The sequence below is a fragment of the Pigmentiphaga kullae genome (assembly GCF_004216695.1).
GTDB classification, from domain to species: domain Bacteria; phylum Pseudomonadota; class Gammaproteobacteria; order Burkholderiales; family Burkholderiaceae_B; genus Pigmentiphaga; species Pigmentiphaga kullae.
In genome coordinates this window covers 853,226-874,700 of record NZ_SGXC01000001.1, presented here as the reverse complement: position 1 = coordinate 874,700, position 21,475 = coordinate 853,226, and the positions used below count along the sequence as shown (strand labels likewise).

Annotated in this window: 18 protein-coding genes and 1 pseudogene; 17 read left to right on the top strand and 2 right to left on the bottom strand. The window is 67.8% G+C overall.

All coding sequences use genetic code 11. The features are described 5' to 3' along the window. Nucleotides 1-97 precede the first annotated feature (97 nt). From EV675_RS04295 to EV675_RS04285, 3 genes are all read left to right on the top strand, one after another. Nucleotides 98-1,063, top strand: a complete 966-nt coding sequence (locus EV675_RS04295) for a VOC family protein (RefSeq protein ID WP_130356158.1) — start codon at nt 98-100, stop codon at nt 1,061-1,063. A 36-nt stretch (nt 1,064-1,099) separates the two neighbouring features. Beyond that, the gene (locus EV675_RS04290) at nt 1,100-1,843 is read left to right on the top strand and encodes an IclR family transcriptional regulator (protein WP_130356157.1); all 744 of its coding nucleotides are present in this window, start codon (nt 1,100-1,102) and stop codon (nt 1,841-1,843) included. Nucleotides 1,844-2,011: 168 nt separating this feature from the next. Then, the gene (locus EV675_RS04285) at nt 2,012-2,992 is read left to right on the top strand and encodes a Bug family tripartite tricarboxylate transporter substrate binding protein (protein ID WP_130356156.1); all 981 of its coding nucleotides are present in this window, start codon (nt 2,012-2,014) and stop codon (nt 2,990-2,992) included. 19 nt (nt 2,993-3,011) lie between these two features. On the opposite strand, the gene EV675_RS04280 is transcribed toward EV675_RS04285, so the two are convergent. Continuing rightward, nucleotides 3,012-3,911, bottom strand: coding sequence for a LysR family transcriptional regulator (locus EV675_RS04280; protein WP_130356155.1), 900 nt, complete (start codon nt 3,909-3,911; stop codon nt 3,012-3,014). Nucleotides 3,912-4,287: 376 nt separating this feature from the next. Between EV675_RS04280 and EV675_RS29660 the strand changes: the two genes are divergently transcribed. The 14 genes and pseudogenes from EV675_RS29660 (at nt 4,288) to EV675_RS04210 (ending at nt 20,905) form a co-directional block, all read left to right on the top strand. Beyond that, nucleotides 4,288-4,443, top strand: a complete 156-nt coding sequence (locus tag EV675_RS29660; protein ID WP_165404420.1) for a hypothetical protein — start codon at nt 4,288-4,290, stop codon at nt 4,441-4,443. Nucleotides 4,444-4,481: 38 nt separating this feature from the next. Next, a complete protein-coding gene (locus EV675_RS04275; RefSeq protein ID WP_130356154.1) occupies nt 4,482-4,847 on the top strand; it encodes an SMR family transporter in 366 nt (121 codons plus the stop codon). A gap of 9 nt (nt 4,848-4,856) precedes the next feature. Then, nucleotides 4,857-5,189, top strand: coding sequence for a multidrug/spermidine efflux SMR transporter subunit MdtI (gene mdtI, locus EV675_RS04270; RefSeq protein ID WP_130356153.1), 333 nt, complete (start codon nt 4,857-4,859; stop codon nt 5,187-5,189). A 43-nt stretch (nt 5,190-5,232) separates the two neighbouring features. Next, the gene (gene hemE, locus EV675_RS04265; RefSeq protein ID WP_130356152.1) at nt 5,233-6,306 is read left to right on the top strand and encodes a uroporphyrinogen decarboxylase; all 1,074 of its coding nucleotides are present in this window, start codon (nt 5,233-5,235) and stop codon (nt 6,304-6,306) included. A gap of 400 nt (nt 6,307-6,706) precedes the next feature. Beyond that, nucleotides 6,707-8,923, top strand: coding sequence for a primosomal protein N' (locus tag EV675_RS04260; RefSeq protein ID WP_423213216.1), 2,217 nt, complete (start codon nt 6,707-6,709; stop codon nt 8,921-8,923). Between the two features lie 199 nt (nt 8,924-9,122). Continuing rightward, entirely contained in the window at nt 9,123-11,147 is a 2,025-nt protein-coding gene (locus EV675_RS04255; RefSeq protein ID WP_130357902.1) for a UvrD-helicase domain-containing protein, read from the top strand. Between the two features lie 115 nt (nt 11,148-11,262). Further along, nucleotides 11,263-12,319: pseudogene (locus EV675_RS04245) on the top strand (PDDEXK nuclease domain-containing protein). A 193-nt stretch (nt 12,320-12,512) separates the two neighbouring features. Beyond that, complete coding sequence (locus EV675_RS04240) at nt 12,513-14,606, top strand: hydantoinase/oxoprolinase family protein (RefSeq protein ID WP_165404419.1); 2,094 nt, start codon at nt 12,513-12,515, stop codon at nt 14,604-14,606. Between the two features lie 16 nt (nt 14,607-14,622). Then, nucleotides 14,623-16,809, top strand: a complete 2,187-nt coding sequence (locus EV675_RS04235; protein WP_130356149.1) for a hydantoinase B/oxoprolinase family protein — start codon at nt 14,623-14,625, stop codon at nt 16,807-16,809. Between the two features lie 11 nt (nt 16,810-16,820). After that, nucleotides 16,821-17,579: a dienelactone hydrolase family protein gene (locus EV675_RS29655; RefSeq protein ID WP_165404418.1), complete on the top strand. Its 759-nt coding sequence runs from the start codon at nt 16,821-16,823 to the stop codon at nt 17,577-17,579. 2 nt (nt 17,580-17,581) lie between these two features. Next, on the top strand, nt 17,582-18,727 hold the full coding sequence (locus EV675_RS04225) for a DODA-type extradiol aromatic ring-opening family dioxygenase (protein WP_242621423.1): 1,146 nt from the start codon (nt 17,582-17,584) through the stop codon (nt 18,725-18,727). Between the two features lie 54 nt (nt 18,728-18,781). Then, the gene (locus EV675_RS04220) at nt 18,782-19,645 is read left to right on the top strand and encodes an alpha/beta fold hydrolase (RefSeq protein ID WP_130356146.1); all 864 of its coding nucleotides are present in this window, start codon (nt 18,782-18,784) and stop codon (nt 19,643-19,645) included. After that, nucleotides 19,638-20,033, top strand: coding sequence for a RidA family protein (locus EV675_RS04215; RefSeq protein ID WP_130356145.1), 396 nt, complete (start codon nt 19,638-19,640; stop codon nt 20,031-20,033). The genes EV675_RS04220 and EV675_RS04215 overlap by 8 nt, the downstream gene beginning before the upstream one ends. A gap of 98 nt (nt 20,034-20,131) precedes the next feature. After that, a complete protein-coding gene (locus tag EV675_RS04210) occupies nt 20,132-20,905 on the top strand; it encodes a GntR family transcriptional regulator (protein WP_130356144.1) in 774 nt (257 codons plus the stop codon). A 7-nt stretch (nt 20,906-20,912) separates the two neighbouring features. Here the strand turns inward: EV675_RS04210 and EV675_RS04205 are convergent, their stop codons facing one another. Then, nucleotides 20,913-21,380 (bottom strand): YbaK/EbsC family protein, encoded by a 468-nt coding sequence (locus tag EV675_RS04205; RefSeq protein WP_130356143.1) that lies wholly within the window; start codon nt 21,378-21,380, stop codon nt 20,913-20,915. Nucleotides 21,381-21,475 lie beyond the last annotated feature (95 nt).

The window sequence follows — 21,475 nt, the reverse complement described above, 5'->3', positions numbered from 1 at the left end:
TCAATATACAGTACTAATGTGAAGTTAAGCAAAAAAATCTCGATTTCTTATTGTATTTTTCACGTATTATGGGATTTTGAAAATACGGAGCGGCGCAATGCTGCAATCTCTGGGATACGTGGGCCTGGGTACTTCCCGGCTGGCGGAATGGGAAGATTTCGCCCAGCGGCTGCTGGGCATGCAGATCGGGGACAGAAGCCGCCACACCCTGGCGCTGCGCATGGACGACCGGCGCCAGCGCCTGCTGCTCGATGCGGACGCCGCGCAGCCGCATTTCTTCGGCTGGGAAGTCGCCGACGCGCGGGCGCTGGACACGCTGGCTGCCCGGCTGGAGCGCGCGCGGGTACCCTTCGTCCGCGAGCCGGACGTGCTGGCGCGCCGCCGGGAGGTCGCGGGGCTGCTGTCCCTGGCCGATCCGGCGGGCAACCGGCTGGAGGTCTTCCACGGCGCCGCCCACAGCGGCGAACCGTTCCGTCCCGGCCGTGCGATATCGGGTTTTCGCACGGGCCCGCTGGGCCTGGGGCACGTGGTGTTGAACGCGCGCCATGTGGACGCGCTGGTGCCGTTCTACCGCGACTTGCTGGGATTCCGCCTGAGCGACTACATGCGGGAACCCTTCAAGGCTTTCTTCTTCCATCTGAACTCGCGCCATCACAGCCTGGCGCTGATCGAGGCCGATACCGACGGCATCCACCACCTGATGGTGGAACTGTGCTCGCTCGACGACGTGGGGCAGGGCTACGACATCGCGTCGTGCGAGCAGGACCGCGTGGCGGTGACGCTCGGCCGGCACATCAACGACTTCATGACCTCGTTCTACGTCCGTACGCCGTCTCCGCTGATGATCGAATACGGCTGGGGCGGGCGCAGCGTGGACAAGGACTGGCAAGCCTGCGAACTCACGCACGGGGCCAGCCTGTGGGGACACGAGCGGCAGTGGCTGCCCGCCGACAAGCGCGCGCTGGCGCTGGACCTGCGCCTGGCCGCGGCGGCCCATGGGCTGCGGGCCCCGGTGCAGGTGCTGCCCGGCCATCATCAGTTGGCGGCCGATGGCATGCGGTAGCATTCCGCAATCCCCCACCGCACCGGATCCGCGGACATGTCCAGTCTCAAACGTATGCTCGCCGTCTTCGACGCCTTCTCGTCGGAACATGCCGTCCTGACCGCCGAGGAGATCATGTCGACCCTGGGCTACAGCCGCGGCACCGCGTATCGCTACGTCAAGGAACTGTGCGACGCGGGTTTCCTGACGCGCGCGGCGGGCGGGTACGCGCTGGGGCCGCGCATCATCCAGCTCGACTACTGCATCCGGCAAAGGGACCCGATCCTGATGGCCAGCCTGCCGGTCATGCAGGCCCTGCGCAAGCGGTACGAGTGCGACGTGCTGCTGACGGTCTTCTACGAGGACCAGGTCGTGGTCACGCACCGCGAAAGCGGCGACCAGGAACTCGTCATGAGCTACGGCCGGGGCAGGGTGATGCCGCTGTTCCGGGGGGCGGGTTCGAAGGTGCTGCTGGCCTGCCTGCCGCCGGCGCGCCAGAAGCGGCTCTATGGCGCGCACGCCCCGGCCATCGCCCAGGCCGGCATGGGCGAATCGTGGGAAGCGTTCCGGGCCGCGCTGGCCGCCGTCAAGCGGGCGGGGCACGCCGTCTCCTTCAGCGAACTCGACCAGGGCAACGTGGGCGTGGCCGCCCCCATCGAACAGGATCCCCTGAACATGCCCGCCGGCCTCGTCATGGTATTTCGCACCGAGCGTTACGAGGTGCTGGACAAGGAAGGCCTGCTGCAATCCCTGAAAGCCGGCATACGCCAGATCGCGGACCCTCGGACCGGGGCGGACTGACCCGTCGGGCCGGGCCCGTCCACGTCAGGGCGGCGCCCTTCTTCGTCCCTTGTTTCTTTAAAATCCCAAAATACGAAAAAATAGATAGAAAAAATATAGATATAGTGTCATTATATTCCGTATATTGGGACTTAAAAACAATCGTCCCACGTCCAAGAGGAGACAGCTATGGACCACAACAGGCGTGCCCTCCTGGCCGCGCTGCCCGCGATGGCATGGGGGATGCCGGGCGGTGCCCGGGCCCAGGGCCACGCGTATCCCACCCGACAAATGCGCTTCATCGTGCCGTTCACGGCGGGCGGGGGCAACGACGTGCTGGCGCGCGACATCGCGCAGCCGCTGGCGGACATCCTGGGCCAGCCCATCATCGTCGACAACAAGCCGGGGGCTGGCGGCAACATCGGCGCCGACCTCGTGGCCCGGGCCGCGCCGGATGGCTACACGCTGCTGCTGGCCACCAACACGCTGACCATCAATCCCTTCGTGCTGCGCAACATCCCCTTCGACGTGGCCCGCGATCTGGCCCCTGTCATGCGCATCGCCAACCAGCCCATCGTCATCGTGGTCAACAACGCCTTGCCGGTGAAGAACATGCGCGAGCTCGTGGCCTATGCGGGCGAGCATCCCGACCGCCTCAACTACGCCTCCCCGGGCAGCGGCACGCCCCACCACATGGCGGCCGAACTGTTCAAGCAGGTCTCGGGCATCCGGATGGTCCACGTGCCCTACAAGGGCGCCAGCCAGGCGCTGACGGATCTCATCGCGGGCCAGGTGCAGGTCATGTTCGCGTCCATCATCTCGGCGCTGCCGTTCATCCAGAGCGGCCGGGTGCGCGTCATCGCCACGGCCGAAGGCCGCCGCCTGTCCCTGCTCAAGGGCGTGCCAACCGTTCAGGAATCGGGCTTCCCCACCTACTCGGCCACCATCTGGGGCGGGGTCATGACCACCGCCGGCACGCCGCCGGCCGTGATCGACAAACTGGCGGCCTCGATCCGGCGCGCGTTGGACAAGCCGGGCGTGCGCTCGGGCCTGGTGGCCTCCGGTTTCGAGATCCTGCCCGAAGGGCCAGCGGAGTTCGGCGCCACGGTGCGCAGCGATCTCGTCCAGTGGCAGGCGGTGGCCCAGAAGATCGGCCTGGTGCCGGAATGATCCGCGGCGCGGGTGCGTTTCAGCCGCGCCCCGACCCGAACACCGACACCAGGAAATCCACGAAGGCCTTGATGTGCGGCGGCACCGGGCGGCGTGCCGTGTAGAGCACCGCGATGGGCGGGCCGGGACGCTTCCAGTCGGGCAGCACCTGCACCAGGCGTTTTTCCGCCAGCGACTGCGCCAGCAGGAAGTCCAGGTCCTCGTAGATGCCCAGCCCCGCCAGCGCGCAGGTCAGGCCCGCGCGGGTGTTGTCCACGATCAGGCGGCCCTCGGCGGCCACGCTTACCGTTTGCTTGCCCTTGACCAACTGCCAGTCGTAGGGGCGGCCGGTGTCCGGGTCCCAGAATTCGATCAGCCGGTGCCGGCGCAGTTCGTCCGGGTGGCGCGGCGCGTGGTACAGCTTCAGGTAGGCGGGGCTGGCGGCCATGATGTAGTTGCCCCGGCCCAGCAGCTTGAAGCGCAAAGGCGAATCGCGCAGCGGACCCACGCGCAGGCCGATGTCGGCGCCCGAGACGGTGGGGTCGACCACGCCTTCGTTCAGCGAGATGCGTAGCGAGATATCGGGATACGCCTGGACGAATTCCGGCAGGCGCGGGATGACGCGCGCGTTGGCCACCGATTCGGCCATTTCCACGTGCAGGTGGCCTTCGGCGCGGCCGCTGCGCGTCTGGATCTCCGCATCCAGCTCGGCCAGCCCTTCGAGCAGCATGCCGGCGCGTTCGGCGTAGCGGCGGCCTTCGCGCGTCAGCCAGACGCGCCGGGTGGTGCGATTGAGCAACTGGGTGCCCAGGTGCCGTTCCAGTTCCTGGATGTGGCCGGTGATGGCCGAGCGCGAAACGCCAAGCTTGCGTGCGGCGCCGGTGAAGCTGCCGGCGTCGGCCACGGCCAGGAAGGCGCGTATGGGGGTCAGGCGGTCCATTATTCAAGTATAGATAACAATGTGGTCAAGGCATCGAAGCAATGACGCCCTATACTGGAACACGTAGCAAATATCCTTTTTCATAGGGAGCGACCCCATGTTCTGCCCGCTGTTCCGCGGACCGATCGCAAGGCGCCCTGCCACGTTCGCCACAGGATATGCCCGAATCGCCGTCCATGCCACGCATGGCGCCCGGCCGGTTCTTCGCAGCCATCCTGCCCGTGTCTTCCGCGCTTCCTCGATCCTGCCCGCACCGGATCGTTAGCGTCGTCCGGACGCCCGTGCCGCCGTGCACGCAACCAGACCTCGCCCATTACGCACGACCGCCGCGCCAGCCGCATGGCTGCTCGCGCTCGTCACTACAAGGAAGCGCATCATGAATACGCCCATTACCCATCGATTCACCCCCGCGGCCCCGCCGGCCATGCCGGACCCCGCGTTCGCGTTCCGCCCGGCCGAGGTTCTCGTGGCCGCCGCCAAGGTGCTGCTGCCCTTCGTCATCATGGCCGGAATATTGTTGCTCGCAAGGTAACAATTCCGCAATACAGCCATGAAAACGAGGAGCGCATCATGCGACATTGGTTTTTTCTTGCCATCGCCATCGTCGCCGAGGTGGCCGGCACCAGCTTCATGAAATGGAGCAGTATCCACGGACACCTGGGCGGCCTGGCCGCGATGTTCGTCCTGCTGGGCGCGTCGTACTACGCGCTGTCGCTGGCCGTGACCCGCGTGCCGGTGGGCCTGGCCTATGCCGTCTGGGAAGGCGTGGGGCTGGTGGCGATCACGCTGGTCAGCCTGGCCTGGTTCGGTGAAAGCATCGGCCCCGCCAAGGCGGCCGGCATCGCCGCCGTGCTGGGCGGCATCCTGCTGATCAAGCGCGGCATGACGCCCGCCGCCGACGAGGACATCGTTCCCGCGCTTGCCGCCTCGCGGTAAGGAGGCACCGTGCTGGATTCCTTCACCTGGTTCCACGGGGTCATGCTGCTGGTCGCGGCGGGCCTGGAAGTGGCTGCCAACATCTTCCTGAAGCTGTCGCGGGGCTTCACCCGCAAGCTGTACGGGGCGCTGTCCATCGCCCTGGTGTTCGGCGCCTTCGCCTGCCTGTACGTGGCGGTGCAGGGCATCGAGTTGTCGGTGGCGTACGCCGCCTGGGGCGCGCTGGGCATCCTGGCCACCGCGCTGGCCGGTTGGGCCCTGTTCGGCCAACGCATCCGGCCCGCCGGCTGGGCCGGCATGGGGCTGCTGATGGTCGGACTGCTGCTGATGAAGTTCGCCTGACTACCCAGGTAAAATCCCAGGCTTCTCTTTGCCGAGGTCCGCCGTGTCCGAGCCCAAACTCCAGAATGACGTCTTTTTGCGGGCTCTCGCGCGCCAGGAAACCGAATACACCCCGGTCTGGCTGATGCGGCAGGCCGGCCGCTATCTGCCCGAGTACAACGCCACCCGGGCGCGTGCCGGCTCCTTCCTGGGCCTGGCCAAGAATCCCGACTACGCGACCGAAGTCACGCTGCAGCCGCTGGCGCGTTTTCCGCTGGACGCGGCCATCCTGTTTTCCGACATCCTGACCGTGCCCGACGCCATGGGCCTGGGCCTGGACTTCGCCGCGGGCGAGGGGCCGCGCTTCGCCCGCCCGCTGCGCACCGAGGCCGACGTGGCCAATCTGGCCGTGCCCGACATGGCCGAACTGGACTACGTGTTCGCCGCCGTCAGGCAGATCCGGCGCGACCTGCACGGACGCGTGCCGCTGATCGGCTTTTCCGGCAGCCCGTGGACGCTGGCCTGTTACATGGTGGAAGGCGCCGGGTCCAGCGACTACCGCACCGTCAAGACCATGATGTACAGCCGGCCCGATCTCATGCACCGCATCCTGAGCGTGAACGCCCAGGCGGTCGCCGTCTACCTGAACGCCCAGATCGAGGCGGGCGCCCAGGCGGTCATGATCTTCGACAGCTGGGGGGGCGTCCTGGCCGACGGCCTGTTCCAGGAGTTCTCGCTGGCCTATACCCGGCAGGTCCTGGCCGGGCTGGTGCGGCAGCATGATGGCCGGCAGGTGCCGGCCATCGTGTTCACCAAGGGCGGCGGGCTGTGGCTGGAAGAAATTGCCGCATCCGGCTGCGATGCCGTCGGCCTGGACTGGACGGTCAACCTGGGCAAGGCGCGCGCCGCCGTGGGGGACCGCGTCGCCTTGCAGGGCAACCTGGATCCGATGACCTTGTTCGGCGGCGCCGACCGCATCCGGGCCGAGGTGGCGCGCACGCTGGACAGCTATGGCGCGGGGCCGGGCCACGTCTTCAACCTGGGCCACGGCATCTCGCAGTTCACGCCGCCCGAGGCGGTCGAGGTGCTGGTCGAGGCCGTCCACCAGCACAGTCGCCAGCAGCGCGCGGGTTCCTAGCCGGTGTGGACAACGTCCGCGCCATGCGGGGGCGGGAGGGCAGTGCTAACCCGTATTGCCTGGCACACGGATTCAACTTATGCACATTCGGGCATAGACCGGGAACGTATCTTGCAAGCTCGATGGGGCCACGGCAGTAGGCTTTAAGTGGTTGATTTATTTACGTTTTAGGGGATCTGTATCATTAGATCCCAAAGCAAGCACTTTTCGTCTACGTCCTATTACCTTATTTGTGCGCCGGTTGTCCCCAAAGTTATCCACAGCTTCCGGCCCGCAAAAAAATTCCCTGTCGAGCGGCGGGGTTAGCAAAGATTCAGAGGTTTTACTTTAAGTTCCCACGGCGATGGCGCCGTGGTCTGTCGCCGGAGTTTCCCAGTTGTCCACATCCCCGTCCGTCCCTGTGTCCCTCGTTCCGTCGCCAGGCGGGGAGGAAGGGGCGACCTGGGTGCGCGTGGCGCTGGACGTGCCGCTGGCGGGATTGTTCGACTATCGCGCCCCGGCCGGCGCGCGGGTGGGGCAGCGCGCGATCGTCTCCTTCGGCCGGCGGGAAATGGTGGGCATCGTCATCGAGACCCCGGTGGCACCCGCGGTGGCGGTCGAGCAGGTCAAGGACGTGGTGCAGATGCTGGACGATCTGCCCCCGTTTCCAGATGATTGGCTGAAGTTGGCGGCTTTTGCCGCCGATTACTATCAGCGCCCGCTAGGCGAGGTCATGTTGCCCGCCTTGCCCGGACCGTTGCGCAAGCCGGCCGCCTACCAGGGCCTGCGTGCCGCGGGCGGGCCGGTGGCCCGGCTGGATGCCAGGGCCGCGCGGGCGGCCAAGCCCAAGCGGACGCGGCGCAAGAAAGATCAGGCCCCAGACGATGAGCGGGCACTTACTTCAGAGGAAAACGTTTCTGCATCTGAAAACGCGGAAGCGACGTCCGCGCTGCCGCCGGTTTCCCTGCCCACCCTGAACGCCTCCCAGCAGGAGGCGGTGGAGGCCTTGTCGGGCCTGTCGGGCTTCAAGCCCGTCCTGCTGCATGGCGTAACCGGCAGCGGCAAGACCGAGGTCTACCTGCGGGTGGCCGAACGCGTCCTGCGCGAAGGCCGGCAGGTGATGCTGCTGGTGCCCGAGATCAACCTGACGCCACAGCTCGAACAGGTGTTCCGCCGACGGCTCGAGGCCATCGCGGGAACGGGCGGGGTGGCGGTGCTGCACAGCGGACTGGCCGACGGCGAGCGGCTGCAAGCCTGGCTGCGGGCGGTGCGCGGGCAGGCCCGGGTGCTGCTGGGGACGCGGCTGTCGCTGTTCACGCCGCTGCCCGATCTGGGCCTGATCGTGGTGGACGAAGAGCACGACCCTTCCTACAAGCAGCAGGAAGGGCTGCGCTATTCCGCCCGCGACCTGGCGATCTGGCGCGCCCGCGACCGCGGCGTGCCGATTATCCTGGGCTCGGCCACGCCGTCGATGGAGACCTGGCACCATGCCCAGACGGGCCGCTACCTGCTGCTGTCCCTGCCGCAGCGGGCCCTGGCCGCCGAACCGCCGCGCATCCGGCTGCTCGACACCCGCAACGTGAAGCTCCAGCAGGGCCTGGCGCCGCCCCTGCTGCAAGCCGTGGCGCAGCGGCTGGAAAAGGGCGAGCAGTCGTTGATCTTCCTGAACCGGCGCGGCTATGCACCGGTCCTGCATTGCGACGCCTGCGGCTGGGTCAGCGGCTGCCCGCGCTGCTCGGCCTACATGGTGCTGCACCGCCAGCCGCCGCGCGTGCCGGGCGGCCCGGGGCGCCACGAACTGCGCTGCCATCATTGCGGCTGGCAGCAGCGGGTGCCGATGGCCTGCCCGGACTGCGGCAACCAGGACTTGCAGCCCATGGGCCGTGGCACGCAGCGGCTGGAAGAACACCTGGGCGAGCTTTTCCCCGGCGCGCGCATCGCGCGCATCGACGCCGACAGCACGCGCCGCAAGGGCAGCGCCCAGGAACTGTTCGCGCGCATGCACGCGGGCGACATCGACATCCTGGTCGGTACGCAGATGGTGGCCAAGGGGCACGACTTCCAGAACCTGGGCTTCGTCGGCGTGCTCAATGCCGACGCCATGCTGTTCTCGCACGACTTCCGCGCGCCCGAGCGCCTGTTCGCGCAATTGATGCAGGTGGCGGGCCGCGCCGGACGCGCCGGCACGCCCGCCGAGGTCTACATCCAGACCGGCTATCCCGAGCAGCCGCTGTACCAGGCTCTGGTGCGTCACGACTACGCGGGCTTCGCACGTTATGCGCTGCGCGAACGCGAGTCGGCGGGCCTGCCGCCGTTCGCCTACCAGGCCCTGCTGACCGCCGAGGCGCGCGAACTGGCCCAGGCCCAGGCCTTCCTGGCGCAGGCCCGGGCCTGGACGGAGCGGACGGATGGGACCGATTCGTCCCAGGCCGCGGATATGTCGCGCATTACGCTCTATGATCCTGTACCGCTGCGCGTGGTTCGCGTGGCCAATGTCGAACGCGCCCAGTTGCTGGTGGAAAGCGACAGCCGTCCCGCGCTGCAGGGCTTCCTGCGCGCCTGGGCCGGCGTGCTGCCCGGCCTGGCGGCGACCGCGCGGGTGCGCTGGCACCTCGAGGTCGATCCGCTGGAGATCTGATGCGCGATCGCCGGCCGCCGTCCATGCCCGCCTCCGAACACCGTCCGCGCGGCCGTCCGCTGCGCGCCATCGATTGCCAAGCTTCCGTATGACTGCCTCTTCTTCTTCCGCCGCGACCCGTGCCATGGACCGCGCCGACTCGCGGCTGAACAAGCCCGACGGGCGCGCATCGGCCGCGCTGCCGCCGCTCGATGCCGGCATGAACCCGGCGCAGCGCGAGGCCGTGCGCTACCTGGACGGCCCCTGCCTGGTGCTGGCCGGGGCGGGCAGCGGCAAGACCCGCGTCATTACGCAGAAGATCGCCTATCTGCTGCGCGACTGCGGCTATTCGGCGCGCAACGTGGCGGCGCTTACCTTCACCAACAAGGCCGCGCGCGAAATGGCCGAGCGGGTCGGCTCGGTCGCGCCGCCCAATGCCATCAAGGGCCTGACCATCAGTACCTTCCACTCGCTGGGCGTGAAGATGCTGCGCGAGGAAGCCAAGCAGGTCGGGCTCAAGCCGCAGTTCTCCATCCTGGCGGCGGACGACGCCATGGGTATCGTGCAGGAACTGGTCGCCACCACCGACAAGGGCCTGATCCGCGCCGTGCAGAACGCCATCTCGCTCTGGAAGAACGCGCTGGTCGAGCCGGACCAGGCCGAGCGCCTGGCCGCCACCGACAGCGAGCGCGACGCCGCGCGCGTCTACCGCAGCTACAACGCCACCCTGCGTTCCTACCAGTCCGTCGATTTCGACGACCTGATCCGCCTGCCGGCCCGGCTGCTGGAGTCCGACGCCGAGGCGCGCGAGCGCTGGCAGTCGCGCATCCGCTACCTGCTGGTGGACGAATACCAGGACACCAACGCCTGCCAGTACCGGCTGGTGCAGCTGTTGACCGGGCCGCGCGCGATGCTGACCGCCGTGGGCGACGACGACCAGGCCATCTACGCCTGGCGCGGCGCTACCATCGAGAACCTGGCCAAGCTCACCACCGACTATCCCAACCTGCGCGTCATCAAGCTCGAACAGAACTACCGTTCCATGCAGCGCATCCTGGCGGCGGCCAACAGCGTCATCGGGCACAACCCCAAGCTGTTCGACAAGAAGCTGTGGTCCGACCTGGGCGTGGGCGACCCGATCGGCGTCATCCCCATGGACGACGAAGAAGCCGAGGCCGAATCCGTGGCCATGCGCATCTCCGCCGCGCGCTTCGAGCTGAAGGCCGACTGGCGCGATTTCGCCATCCTGTATCGCAGCAACCACCAGGCCCGCATACTCGAACAGGCGCTGCGCAACCTGAAGATTCCGTACATGGTGTCGGGCGGGCAGAGCTTCTTCGACAAGGCCGAGGTGCGCGACATCATGGCCTACCTGCGCCTGATCGCCAACGACGAGGACGACCCGGCCTTCATCCGCGCCATCACCACGCCCAAGCGGGGCGTGGGGCAGTCGACCCTGGAAGTCCTGGGCACCTATGCGGGCGAACGCGAGATCCCGCTGTTTACCGCCGTGTTCGAGACCGGCCTGGAGCAGCGCCTGCAACCGCGCCAGCTCGGGCCGCTGCGCGAATTCTGCGAGTTCATCAACCGCATGCAGTGGCGCGCCGGCGCCGCCAAGGGCGACGCCGCCCCGTCGGGCGAGACTGCCTCCGAGATCCTGGACGACCTGGTGCGCGCCATCCAGTACGAGCGCTACCTGTACGACCACTTCGACGAACGCGGCGCGCAGAATCGCTGGCAGACGGTGCTGGATCTGCTGGGCTGGCTCAAGCGCAAGGCCGAGGAAGACAAGATGAGCCTGATGGACCTGGTCCAGCACATCGCGCTCATCACCATGCTCGAGAAAAACGACGACGAGGATCCCGACCTGGTGCGCCTGTCCACGCTGCACGCCTCCAAGGGCCTGGAGTATCCCCACGTGTTCCTGGTCGGCACCGAGGAAGGGCTGCTGCCCCACCTGGGCAAGGATGACGAGGAAGGCGACCCCGCCAAGGCCGCCGAATCGCTGGAAGCCCGCGTGCAGGAAGAGCGCCGCCTGATGTACGTCGGCATCACGCGCGCGCGGCGCACGCTGAACGTCACCTGGTGCAAGAAGCGCAAGCGCGGCCGCGAGGACATCGCGCGCGAACCTTCGCGCTTCATCAAGGAAATGGGGCTGGAGACCGACGAGGTGGCCGACGCCACGCCCGGGCTCAGCGCCAAGGAAAGGCTGGATCGGCTGAAGTCGTTGCTGAAGAAGGACTGAGCCTCGGGCGAGGTTTCTTTTCACGATGGTTTCAGCTTGGTGCTGGGCTGGGCTACGCCACAGCTTGATACGGCAGGGGTATCAAATAATTTAGGTGCACGGTGGAGGCGCAAGTATGGCCGGGCGTAAGGTATCCGCATCGTCATTAGCAGCGCCGTCGGCGCTGCTGGGCGACATTCGAGCACTGATCGAGGCGTCGCGTCGTCGCGCCGCCTTGGCAATCAATGCCGAGCTGACCCTGCTGTTTTGGCGCATTGGCTATCGTATCTACACAGAAGTGCTGGCCGGCCAGCGGGCCGGGTACGGAGAGGAAATCATGCCGTCCCTGGCCGAGCAGCTTGCCCGCGACTACGGGCGGGGCTTCGGGGAGAAGAACTTGCGCCGCATGGTCAAGTTCGCTGCCACGTTTCCGGATGAATCAATTGTCGCGACAATTGAGTTAGTCGCACTTTGTCCTGTTGCTGGTGCTCAAAGAGCCAATGCAGCGGGACTACTACGCGCAGATGGCGGGAGCCGAACGCTGGAGTGTACGCACGCTGCGCGAACGCATCGATTCGATGCTATACGAGCGTACAGCATTGTCCCAAAAGCCGGTCGAGACGATCGCGAAAGAGCTGGCAACCTTGCGAAATGCCCAGCGCATGTCACCCTCTCTGATCATGCGTGATCCATACATTCTTGATTTTCTAGGGCTGCGGGATAGCTGGCAGGAAAGTGATCTGGAGGCTGCGGTCACCCGTGAAATGGAGGCCTTCCTATTGGAACTGGGCGCAGGTTTCTCCTTTCTCGCACGGCAAAAGCGCATTCAGATCGACGATGAGGATTTCCATCTGGATCTGTTGTTCTACAACCGTAAACTGCGCCGGCTAGTGGCCGTCGAATTAAAGATCGGCGAATTCAAGGCCACATACAAAGGGCAGATGGAGCTTTATCTGCGCTGGCTCGATAAGCATGAACGCGAGCCGGAGGAAGCCTCGCCACTCGGAATCATTCTTTGCACTGGCAAGAAACGCGAACAGATCGAGTTACTGGAGCTGGACAAATCAGGTATCCACGTCGCGGAGTACCTGACCACCTTGCCGCCGCGCGCGGTGCTGGGCGAGCGGTTGCAGCAGGCGATTGAACGGGCGCGATTGCAGATCGAACAGCGGCAGCCAGACGAACAATCCTGACCATCTTGATTCAATGGATGGTTTAACGTTTCCCTCTTTTTATAAAGGGTAATTACCTAGTCTTTTAACATTCTATAGTTCTATACATAGAATGTTTTTCGGGTTCTAATAGCGCCAGATTCGGATGCGGCCGCGCAGCGGCCGTGTGCCGGGGAACGATCGCCCACCGGGGCGGCATCTGGAGGAAAGACTCGTGTCTTACATAGGTACGGATATCGGAGGGACGTTCACCGACCTCGTTCTTCTGTCCGACGACGGCGACGTGCGCATCTTCAAGGCGCTGACGACGCCCGACGACCGCACGCGCGGCGTGCTGGACGCCATGAAACTGGCGGCCGAGGAACTGGGCATCCCGGCCGACCGGCTGGTGGCCGAACTGAAATACTTCTCGCACGGCACCACCGCCGCGACCAATGCGTTCATCGAACGCAAGGGCGCGAAAACGGGGCTCTTGACCACCCGTGGCTTCGAGGACACGCTGCGCATCCAGCGCGCCATGGGCGGCTGGATCGGCATGCCCACGCACGAAATCTCGCATTTCTCGAAGCGCCGCGTGCCCGAGCCCATCGTGCCGCTGGACCTGATCAAGGGCGTGGCCGAGCGCGTGGACTACAAGGGCGAGGTCATCGTGCCGCTGGACGAGGCGGCGGCGCGCCAGGCCATACGCGAACTGCGCGACGCGGGCGTCGAGGCCATCGCCATCAGCCTGCTGTGGTCGTTCCGCAACCCGGCGCACGAGCGGCGCCTGGCCGAGCTGGTGGAGGAAGAGGCGCCAGGGCTGTTCGTGACGACGTCCTCGCTGCTGGTGCCCATCATCGGCGAATACGAGCGCACCTCGACCACGTCGATCAACGCCTACCTGGGGCCGGTCATCCACCGCTATATCAATGGGCTGGAAGGAGCGATCCGGCGTTTCGGCTTCCAGGGGCCGATCTCCATCATGGAATCGGGCGGCGGCGTGCTGCCCGCGGCCGAGGCCGCGTTCCAGGCCGCCAACCTGCTGACCTCGGGTCCGGCCGGCGGCGTGCTGGCGTCGCAGAAACTGGGCGACCTGCTGGGCTACCGCAACGTGCTGACCGCCGACATGGGCGGCACCAGCTTCGACGTGGGCCTGATCGTGGAAGGCCAGCCGCTGTTGGAAACCGTGCGCGAAGTGGGCCGTTTCCACGTGGCGCTGCCGTCGATCAAGGTCACGGCCATCGGCGCGGGCGGCGGCTCGATCGCCCGCGTGCGCGACGGCCACCTGACCGTGGGCCCGGAAAGCGCGGGTTCCACGCCGGGGCCGGCGTGCTATGGCCGCGGCGGAGTCGAGCCGACCATCACCGACGCCGACGTGGTGCTGGGCATCATCGATCCGCGCTACTTCCTGGGCGGGCGCATGGCGCTGGACGTCGAGGCCGCGCGCGAAGCCGTGCGCAAGTACGTGGCCGAGCCGCTGGGCATGAGCGTGGAAGAGGCGGCCGCGGGCATCCGCGAGGTGGCCAACAACCAGATGGCGGACCTGCTGCGCCGGGTCACGCTGCGCGCCGGCTACGATCCGCGCGACTTCGTGCTGATGGCCTACGGCGGCGCGGGCGCCACGCACGCGCACCAGTACGCCGAGGTGGCCGGCATCGGCAAGGTGGTCGTGCCCAACACCGGGCCGGCGCACTCGGCCTACGGCACGGTCACGGGCGACCGCCACCGCTCGTTCTCGCTGGCGGTGGGCCAGCACGCGCCGGCGCGCTTCAAGCGCGCGTCCGAGCACATCGACATCGCCGCCCTGAACGAGGGCTTCGGCCAGATCGAGGCCCGGGCGCGCGAAGCGCTGGGCGACGACGTCACCATCCACCGCTACATCGGCATGCGGTTCCGCCAGCAGGTGCACGAGATCGGCGTCGAGGTGCCGGCCGGGCAGCTCCAGGCCGCCGACGTGGACGCGCTGGTCGATGCCTTCGAGGCGCAGTACGAGCGCATCTACGGCAAGAACACCGCGCTGCGCAGTTCGGGCGTGGAGTTCACCGTGGTGCGGGTCGAGGGCACGTCCCCGGTCATCAAGCCGGCGGCGCGCCAGGTCGAGGGCGCCGGCCGCTCGAACCGGCCGGTGTCCGACCGCCAGGTCTATTTCTACGGCCACGGCTTCATCCGCGCCGACATCTACCGCAGCGAGGACGTGGGTCCCGGCCATGCCATCGCGGGCCCCTGCATCATCGAGCGGCCCGACACCACCATCGTCGTCGGCCCGGACCAGTCGGTCGAAATGGAGCCTTACGGCAACTTCGTGATTTCCATCGCGCGCAACCAATAACGCTATCGAGACGAGCATGCATCAGGTCTACGAATACACGGCCAAGGAGGTCGACCCGATCACCTTCGAGGTGATCCGCCACCGGCTGCTGTCGATCACCGACGAACAGGCGGCCACGCTGGCCTCGGTGTCGGGGTCGGCGCTGGTGAACGAGGCGACCGATTTCAACACCGGCCTTTACCGCGCCTTCGGCGAAGTGGTCACCATGGGCAAGACGGTGACCTTCCACGCAGCCTCGCTGTCGCTGATGGTCAAGCACGTGATCGAGGATTGCGAGGACTCCGTCGGCATCAACCCGGGCGACATGTTCATCGTCAACCACCCGCACAAGGGTGCGCTGCATTGCCCGGACGTGGGTGTGCTGGCGCCCATCTTCGTCGACGGCAGGCGCATCGGCTGGACCGGCGCCTGCGCCCACCAGCTGGACGTGGGCGGCATGGTGCCGGGCAGCTTCGCTTCCATGGCCAAGGACATCCGCCAGGAAGGCATGCTGATTCCGCCGGTCAAGATCATCGACCGCGGCGAGCTGCGCAGCGACGTGCTGAACTTCATCACCGGCATGTCGCGCCTGCCCACCAACATCAGCCTGGACCTGAAGGGTCTGATGGCGGCCAACAACATCGGCGTGAAGAGCCTGCTCGACACCATCGCCAAGTACGGCGTGGACACGGTGCTGACGGTGATGGACGGCATGATGAGCCTGTCCGAGACCAAGATGCGCAAACGCCTGAAGGAACTGCCCGACGGCGTGTTCCGCGCCCAGGCCTTCCTGGACCACGACGGCTTCGACAACAAGATCTACAAGATCCACGTCGAGCTGCGCAAGCAGGGCGACCGCATCGTATTCGACTACACCGGGTCCGACCCGCAGGCGCCAGGCTTCGTCAACGCGACGCGCACGGGTCTGCTGGCGGGGGTCTACGCCGGCATCCTGCCTGTCATCGCCTACGACCTGCCGTGGAACGAGGGCCTGCTGCGGCCGCTGGAAGTGTTGTCCACGGAAGGTTCCATCGTCTCGTGCAAGTTCCCCGCGCCGTGCAGCCAGGGGCCGCTGGGTGCGATGTGGCTGGTCGAGGTCACCACCACCGAGGTCATCTCCAAGCTGATGGCCACGCATCCGGATTACCTGGCCGAGGCGCAGTCGTCGCCGGCCAGCGGACCGGACCTGTTCCACATCCATGGCCGCAACCAGTACGGCGAACCGGCCACCGCGCCCATCCTGGAAGTGATGCTGTCGGGCGGCGGCGCCTATGCGCACCGCGACGGCGTGAGCGTCTCGGGCCAGCGCAACATCACCGCCGGCCGCGCGCCCAACGTCGAGACCACCGAGCTGAAGCTGCCGGTGCTGTACATGTACCGCCGCATCATCACCGACAGCTCGGGCGCCGGCCGCAACGTGGGCGGCCAGGCCGCCGGAGCGGCCTTCGTGCTGCACGGCGTGGACGAGGTCGAATCGCTGGTCGCCTGCCACGGCTACCAGTCGCCCACCTCGCGCGGCCTGTTCGGCGGCTATCCCAGTGGCTGCAACCATCGCCGCTTCCTGCGCCACAGCAACATCCGCCAACTGCTGGCCGACGGCGTGTTCCCCGACCGCATGGACAGGCTGCAAGGCGAGGAAGTCGAGTTCAACGCCAAGCCGCCGGAGTTCGAGTTCGGCAAGGACGACGTCTACGAATGCAATCCCACGGCCGGCGGCGGCTGGGGCGATCCGCTGGGCCGGCCGGCCGACAGCGTGGCGGCGGATGTCGCGGCCGGGGCCTTCTCGGCCCGTGTGGCCGAGCACATCTTCGGCGTGGTGACCAAGGGCGGAACCTTGGACGAGGCGGCCACCGCCGCCGCGCGCGCGGCGATCCGCCAGTGCCGGCTGGCATGGCCCGCCGGCAAGGCGCTGGACGGGAGTCCGCAGACGGCGCAGGCCGAGCCCGTGGCCATCGTCGGCGACGTGGCGCGCATCGTGCGCGCGGCCGGCACGCCCTACCTGGTCTGCAACAGCTGCGATACCGCCATCGCGCCGGCGGCGGAGAACTGGAAGGACTACGCGCGCCACCACCTCGCCACACCCGAGGACCTGGGGCCGCGCGTGCGCATCCACCACGATCTCGAGGTCGTCCAGCACGCCTGCCCGCATTGCGCCACGCTGCTCGACGTCGAGGTGCGCCGCAAGGGCGAGGCATCCCTGTTCGACATCCAGGTCGCGGCCTGAAGGAGGCATCGATGAGCAAGCGAACCAGCCATGGCCGCTGGGTGACCTTTCCCAGCGGCGGCGACCAGGTGCGCGGCTACCTGGCCGAGCCCGAGGGCGACGACGTGCTGGGCGCGGTGGTCTGCGCGCCCGAGAACCTGGGGGTGACCGAGCATCGCCAGGAGGAAACGCGGCGCCTCGCGGCCGAGGGTTTCATCGTCCTGACCGTGGATCCGTACAGCCGCATCGGCGGCCGGCCGCCGCAGGACTACACCACCGCCGAGGAACGGCGCAGCAAGGCCTTCATTGCCGCCCGCGACGAGGTCGTGGTGCCCGACTGCCAGGCGGCGCTGGCCTGGTTGCGCACGCAGCCCCGGGTGGGCCGCATCGGCGCGCTGGGCTATTGCCTGGGCGGCGGCACGGTGCTGGCCTGGGCGGCCGACACGCGCGACCTGGCCTGCTCGGTGGTGCTGTACGCGCTGCCGGTGGTGCCGGCCGCCTATTCGCCCGACGGCCAGGACCGCTCACGCATCGCGCTGGCGCCGCGCATCCAGGCGCCCATGCAGCTGCATTTCGGCGCGGCCGACGAAGCCATTCCCATGGACCAGACCCTGGCGTTGAAGGAGGCGCTGGAAGCGCATGCGCCCGCGCCGATCTCGTTCCACGTCTACCCCGGTGCGCGCCATGCCTACATGGACAGCACGCTGGAGCGCTATTCGCCCGAGGCGGCCGCGCTGACCTACGAGCGCTTCGTGGACTTCCTGCGCCGTCACCTGGACGAGGGGGCGTGACCATGGGCATGGGCGAGATCGTCTGGGCCGCCGCCACGGCCCATACCGGCGCCATGATGCGCACGCCCAAGGGCGATCCGGACGACCTGGCGCGCGCCGACCGGGTGTTCCAGGCCTTCGCGGCCCTGTCCGCCTCGCTCAGGGCGGCACGCCCGGACGTGCTGGTGGTGGTGGCCACCGACCATTTCCTGACCTTCGACCAGGCCGCGTTGCCGGTGTTCGCCATCGGCACCGGCACGGCGTTTCCCGGGCATGGGGAATTCGGCGTGCCCAAGCGCGACTACACCGGCGTGGCCGGCCTGGGCGAAGCGGTGCACGCGGGCATGGTGGCGGCCGGCTTCGATGCGGCCGGCGCGCGCGGACTGCCGCTGGACCACAGCTTCTCGTGCCCGCTGCAACTACTGCTGGACGGCTGGGACGTGCCGGTGCTGCCGGTGTACGTGAACTGCACCATCGAGCCGCTGCCGCGCCTGGACCGCTGCCTGGACTTCGGCCGCGCGCTGGGCGAGGTGCTGCGCATGCAGGAACTGGCGCCGCGCGTGGCCGTGCTCGGCACCGGCGGCCTGAGCCACTGGGTCGGCATGCCCGAGACCGGCCACATCAACCGCGACTTCGACCGCCGTTTCCTGGAAGGTTTCGCCGCCGGCCGGTTCGACGAGATCGCCGGCTGGGATGCGGCGGAGGTGGTGCGCAGCGCCGGCAACGGCGCGGCCGAGATCCGCAACTGGCTGCTGGCGGCGGGCGCGGCCCGGGCCACCGGCGCGCGGGTGGCGGCCTACGAACCGGTGCAGGCCTGGGTGACCGGGATAGGCGTGACCGAACTGTTGCTGCCGCCCGGAAACGCGCGCGCGGCCGCGCCCGGGCACGCCAGCGCGGCGGGGCGCGACCGGCACGCGCTGGAGCGCTACCTGTTCCGCTTCGACAAGGAACAGGCGCTGCAAGAGGCGCTGAAGGCCGACGCCGCCGGCGCCTTCGACGGCCATGCGCTGGACGACGAGGAGCGGCGCGTCCTGCGCGAGCGCGACCTGGCCACCTTGTACGAGTGGGGCGTGCATCCGCTCCTGATCCGCAATTTCGCCGGCACCCTGGGGCTGCGCTACGTGCAGGCCTACCACGACCGCGGGCTGGTGCCGCGGCACGGCAACTGAGCAAGCGGACCCCGCGACGGGCGGGGCCCATCTCTTCGACTGGAGACATCGACCATGAATGACACGGCAATTCGATCGCGCTGGGTACTGGCCAACGGCGTGCGCACGCACTACGCGGAAGCGGGCGACCAGGGCCGCACGCTGGTGGCGCTGCACGGCGGCGGCGCGGGCTCGTCCGGCGCCTCGGGCATGGGCCTGGTGCTGCCGCTGCTGGGCAAGGACTTTCGCGTGGTCGCGCCCGATTCCATCGGCGGCTTCGGCCTGACGGACACGCAGGCGCCCACCCCCTACGGGCTGATCAGCCGCGCCGCGCACACCGCCGATTTCGTCGATGCGCTGTGCCTGGACAAATTCTCGGTGCTAGGCAATTCGCAGGGCGCGTGGTCTGGCGTGTACTACGCCATGCTGCACCCGGACCGCGTCGAGAAGCTGGTCATCGTGTCCTCGCTCACCATCGCCGGCTCGCTGGGGATCAAGCAGGCGCCGAACGAGGCCATGCATGCGCTGATGGGCTACGACGGTTCGCGTGCCGGCATGAAGCGCCTGCTGGAGGCGCTGATCATCGACAAGTCGCGCATCACCGACGCGCTGATCGACGATCGCCAGCGCGCCGCCACGCGCCCCGGCGCGTTCGAGGCCTTCCAGCGCATGGCGCAGGGCATCGATTTCGTGCGCAACGACCCGGTGCTCAAGCTCCAGACCCAATGGCAGGAAGCGCTGCCCGCGCTGACGCGGCGCATCCCGACCCTGATCCTGTGGGGCGAGGAAGATACCTTCGCCGTGCCCGCCACCGGCCGTGCGCTGGCCGAGATGCTGCCCGACGCGCGCATAGAATGGGTGCCCGGGGCCGGCCACCAGGTGCAGACCGACGCGCCGGACCGCGCCGCCGCCATCATCCGGGAGTTCCTGAATGGATAGGCAGAGCATGCCGCAGTCGCCGGACGCGCCCGACCGCATGGCTGGCATGGTGCCCGGCGTGCGGGCCGGAGGTTTCCTGTTCCTGTCGGCCATACGCGGCCGCGATCCGGCCACCGGCCGCATGCCCGACGACCCCTACGAACAGGCCTGCCAGGCGCTGCGCAATGTCGAGGCGGTGCTGGCGGCGTCGGGGGCGACGCTCCGGCACGTGGTGAAGGTCACGCTTTATCTGCATGACCTGGACAAGCGCAAGAGCTTCCATCAGGCGTGGATGGAATTCTTCCCGAAGGACCCGCCCGCGCGCATCGCCGTGGGCGTCGCGGATGCCAATGGGGCGCCCGGCGGCAACGCCCACTATGCGCTGGACGTGATCGCGCTGGCGCCGTGACGGGACGGCTCGATTGCCAGCGCCCGCCGCGCCCCGGCACAATAGGCGTTTGCGCCCCGGGGCGCGAGACTGGCCATCCGCCGCAGGTGATTCGCTCCATGGCATCCGCACGACCCACTACCGACGCTTCCGACACCTCCGCGCGCGCCGCCAACACCGGCCCGCGCGGCGGGCTGCCGATGTACGCGCAGCTCTTCGCGCTGTTCCGCCAGCGCATCGAGAATGGCGTCTGGCCGTTGAACGAATGCATTCCGTCGCTGGACGAGCTGATGGAAGAGTTCGACGTGGGGCGGGTCACGGTGCGGCACGCGCTGGGCATGCTCGAGGCCGAAGGGCTGGTCGGCCGTTTCCGCGGCCGCGGTACCTTCGTGCTGGCGCGTCCCCAGTCCAACATCTGGTATCGCATCCCGATGAACTGGGACGAACTTACCGGCCCGCAGCCCGACATCGAGGTCGAATGGCTGGAAAGCCACGAGTGCGCGCAGCCTCCCGCCTCGGTGCACGCGGGGGCCGCGCTGGGCGAGTCCTACCAGGCGCTCAAGCGGCGCCTGCTGCGCCATCACATTCCCTACGGCATCGGCCATACCTACATCGAGAAGAACGTCTATGCCGCCTTCGGCGCCGACGTGCTGGCCAAGCCCATTCCGCTGAAGATCCTCGACGCCCGCCTGCCGGGCGGCGTCGGCCATGCCGAGCAGACGGTGCGCGCCAGCGTGGCCGACCTCGACACCGCCCGCCTGCTGGACCTGACCTCGGGCGCACCCGTCATCCAGGTGACGCGTTCCGTGCTGGACCACAAGGGCGTGCTGGTCTACGAATCGCTGGGCGTCTTCCGCGGCGACTTCGTCGAGATCCACACCGATCTGAAATAGGAGCGCGTCAGGCCGCTTCCTGGCTGACGTCCACCCACTGCGCGCCGACCAGCTCGGCCAGGCGCAGCGGCGCGATGCGAACGGCGCTGTGCGTGGAGCCCGCCGCGGGCAGCACTTCGTCGTAGGCCCGCAGCGAGACGTCGCAATACACCGGGAGCGGCGTGGCCAGGCCGAACGGGCAGACCCCGCCTACCGGGTGCCCCGTCACGGCAGCCACTTCGTCGGCCGGCAGCATCTTCACGCGTCCGCCGAACACGGCCTTGGCCTTCTTGTTGTCCAGCCTGGCGTCGCCGCGCGTCACGAGCAGCACCTCACGGTCGCCCGCCCGCAGCGACAGCGTCTTGGCGATCTGGCCGGGGGCGACGCCGTGGTGCTGCGCGGCCAGTTCGACGGTGGCGGTGCTGTGTTCGAGTTCGATGATGGCGATGTCGGGCGCGTGGGCGGCCAGGAAATGGCGGACGGATTCGAGACTCATGCGGGGGCGATGCTTGTTGCCGGAAGAGCACCGACTATAGCCCACCATCCGCGCCGCCTATCGCGGGACAGGCCACTGATAGAATGAAAGGCTAG